We start from the raw sequence: 3,059 nt of genomic DNA, 5'->3' as shown, positions 1-3,059 counted from the left end.
GCCGGAACCGCAGGGTGAAAGACGAAACATGTGCGCGCGTTGGTCCACTGCACGTACTGAGGCACATCGACCTCGTTGCCGTAGGTGCCCTGCGGGCCGACCAGCTGGCCTCGCGCCACGGATGCCGCTTTGACGAAGTGGGCAGGCTCATCCGGTCCGGACGAGATCGGCGACGAGATGGCCCATGCTGCTGCGAGAAGAAAGAGCGCGATCCATGCGCCGACGAAGATCGTCCACCTACCGGGTTTAACCGTCATCGGGCCTCGACTCACGACTCTTTCCGAATCGACTTCTCGAGTTCTGCGATGCGCAACTGCTGTAGGGCGGCCGTCTCGGCGAGAACCCTGGTTTTGGTCTCGAGGTCGGTGAGCTCGGCACTGTGCTGGATCGAGACCAGGAACAGCACCGCCATGCTTACGAAGAAGATGAGGTTGGTGGGCACGGCGACACCGACGAGGCTTGCGGCCCAGCCCAGGATGTCGGGGAATAGTCCTACGAGCAGGGCCAGTGTTCCCGCCAACAGCCACCAGACAGCGTGCCGCTCACGCAGGCGGCGACGGCGTAGCATCTCGATGACGACGCCGAGCGTGAGAAGGGCCGAGAAGACACCGAGCAGATACGTGGCTATCGTCATCGGGTCGACGCCTCCGTGGGCAGGATGACAGGCGGGCGCAGAAGGGCGATAAACAGCGCCATCACCGCTCGGCCGAGGTAGATCGCGGCCTTGAAGGGGTTGTGGGAGGGGCGTCCGCCGGCGCGCGGCCGCATGGCCACGCCCACCTGGCTTACCGTGAGGCGGGCCCTTGAGGCGATGACGAGAGACTCGACGGTGTCACCTAAGTATTCGGCGGGATAGTGGGCCGCGAACAGCCGCACAGCGCGCGGGCCGCTGGCGCGGAAGCCCGAGGTCGTATCCGTGAGCCGGGTACCGGCGAGGCGGCTCAAGATGCCCGAGAGCATGAGCATCGCCCAGCGCCGTGGACCCCGCACGGAGTATTCGCCCGTTCCTGCGAAGCGCGCGCCGAGTACAAGATCATTTGTGGCGAGCTGTTCGATAAGGGCGGGAACACCGACGGGGTCGTGTTGGCCGTCGGAGTCGATCTGAATGACGTTCGAGTAGCCGTGCTCAAGTGCGTATTTGAAACCCACGCGCATCGCGCCGCCGACACCGAGGTTGAAGGGCAGCGCGGCGACGATCGCTCCCGCGTCCGCGGCCTCGGCCGACGTCGCGTCGACGGAACCGTCGTCGACGACGAGGCAGTGGATGCCGGGAAAGGTACCGAGAACCTCGCGAACGACGTTGCCGACGGCCTCTTCCTCGTTGAATGCGGGCATCACGATGAGCGTGCCTTCGAAGGGGCTGGGCATCCGACAATCATAAGCGTGCCTCATAGCTCAGGGATGGAGGCGCGATCAGCCGCGAGCGATCCGTTCAAGAGTCTGGGGCATGCGGCCTTGTCGACCGCGAACGCCGTCACGCCAGCCGGCAATGATCAGACGGGCGAGAGTAGCCCTGTTCGATGAGAACGCCAGCACGATGGCGAAGTGCCGTGCGTCGAGCATGGTCTCCCGCATCGACCACGCCCGGTGCCGTGCGCCGAACGCCCGATTCATCAGCACCCGGTTGCGCGCGATGTAGTAGTAGCGGAACGGCGCGCTCCGCACGAGCGAGACATCGGTGCCCCTGACACGCAGTCGTCGTCCGAAGACCGTGGGATGGAAGCGTCCTCCAAGGCGGTGGCCGAGGTGGGTGCCGGCGGCGAGCACGGTCTCGAATCCGGCGTCGGAGAGTCTCATGAAGTACTCGGTGTCGACTGAGTCGATGAACAGGCCGGCGCGGAACGGCCCGGCGTGCAGCCACACGGAGCGGGGAATGACGAGGCCGGACTGGATCGGCTCCAGCCCCAGCACGACACCATTGCGCACCTCCGCCACGCGGGAGGGTAGCCCCTCGACCGAGTGCGGAGCCACGAGGCCCACTCGCACTCCTGCCACCGAGGCCGAGTCGAACGCCGCAACGGCCCGGTCGACGTAATCGCTCTGCAGGGACGAGTCCTGGTCGAGCGTCAGCACGAAGTCGGCGCCGGGTGTCGCGGCCAGCGCAGCATCGACGCCCGCGTTCAGGGCAGCGGCAATTCCCGAGTTCTGACCGAGCAGAACGACCTGGCACCCGGCCGCGGCACAGGCATCCAGAATCTCCGTGACATCGGTCGTGCTGCCGTCGTCGACGATGGTGACCGAGGCCGTCTGCGACAGGAGCGAGGTGCACGCGTCGAGCAGTGCGGGGCCGGGGTTGAACGCGGTGATGACGGCGACGACCCGGGTCGAGGGGTGCGGAGTGGCGGAGCGGGGCACGCGGACCCTTTCTCGTCGGTCGCCGGGGCGGCTGCGTCGGGCGAATACTATGGTGGCATGATCCGGGCGAGCGTGTGCATGGCCACCTATCGAGGCGCACCGTTCGTGAGGCAGCAGATCGATTCGATTCTCGAGCAGCTGCACGACGATGACGAGCTCGTGATCGTCGACGACGCGTCGCCCGATGACACGGTCGCGGTGATCCAAGCGATCGACGACCCGCGCATCCGCCTTCATACCGAGACGCTCAACCGCGGATACGTGCGAACGTTCGAGAACGCGATCCGCCGCGCTCGCGGAAGATACGTCATGCTCGCCGACCAAGACGATGTATGGACCCCCGGTCGGCTCGAGTTGATGATCGGTCAGCTCGAGACGCATCTCGTCGTGGCAGGCAACTACTCGGTGCTCGACGAAGACGGTCGGATGCCTGCCCGCCGGCCGCTGAGGCCGGCTTACGACCGGCAGATCGGCTGGAACACACTCGCTATTCTTATCGGCTACCGACCGTACTTCGGATGCGCCATGGGATTCCGGCGCGAGCTGGTGCCCGATCTCGTGCCTTTTCCTGAGATCTTCATCGAGTCGCACGACCTGTGGCTGGCCATCCTCGGCAACGCCACCCGATCGATTTCGCATCTGGGCGAGGTCGTCGTCGAGCGGCGACTGCACGACTACAACGTCACGCCGCTGAAATGGCGTCC

General features: G+C 65.7%; 5 protein-coding genes. 1 reads left to right on the top strand and 4 read right to left on the bottom strand.

Going from position 1 to position 3,059, the window contains the following annotated elements; translation table 11 throughout:
- The 4 genes from ACE5CZ_RS02695 to ACE5CZ_RS02680 form a co-directional block, all read right to left on the bottom strand.
- The coding region (locus ACE5CZ_RS02695; protein ID WP_374945823.1) for a DUF2142 domain-containing protein at window positions 1-257 on the bottom strand (257 nt) is incomplete at its 3' end.
- Between the two features lie 11 nt (window positions 258-268).
- On the bottom strand, window positions 269-634 hold the full coding sequence (locus ACE5CZ_RS02690) for a DUF2304 family protein (protein ID WP_374945822.1): 366 nt from the start codon (window positions 632-634) through the stop codon (window positions 269-271).
- Window positions 631-1,368: a glycosyltransferase family 2 protein gene (locus ACE5CZ_RS02685; protein ID WP_374945821.1), complete on the bottom strand. Its 738-nt coding sequence runs from the start codon at window positions 1,366-1,368 to the stop codon at window positions 631-633. The genes ACE5CZ_RS02690 and ACE5CZ_RS02685 overlap by 4 nt, the downstream gene beginning before the upstream one ends.
- Window positions 1,369-1,413: 45 nt before the next feature.
- Entirely contained in the window at window positions 1,414-2,355 is a 942-nt protein-coding gene (locus ACE5CZ_RS02680) for a glycosyltransferase (protein ID WP_374945820.1), read from the bottom strand.
- 57 nt (window positions 2,356-2,412) lie between these two features.
- On the opposite strand from ACE5CZ_RS02680, the gene ACE5CZ_RS02675 reads away from it, so the two are divergent.
- On the top strand, window positions 2,413-3,059 hold a 647-nt coding region (locus ACE5CZ_RS02675), incomplete at its 3' end, for a glycosyltransferase (RefSeq protein ID WP_374945819.1).

Source organism: Agreia sp., from assembly GCF_964263775.1.
GTDB lineage: Bacteria > Actinomycetota > Actinomycetes > Actinomycetales > Microbacteriaceae > Agreia.
Note: the sequence above shows the minus strand (reverse complement) of the source record. Positions and strands in the feature narration are given on the sequence as shown.

Excerpts from the sequence above, each read along its gene's own strand:
- ACE5CZ_RS02690 (WP_374945822.1), bottom strand. The coding sequence starts at position 634 with ATGACGATAGCCACGTATCTGCTCGGTGTCTTCTCGGCCCTTCTCACG.
- ACE5CZ_RS02685 (WP_374945821.1), bottom strand. The coding sequence starts at position 1,368 with ATGCCCAGCCCCTTCGAAGGCACGCTCATCGTGATGCCCGCATTCAAC.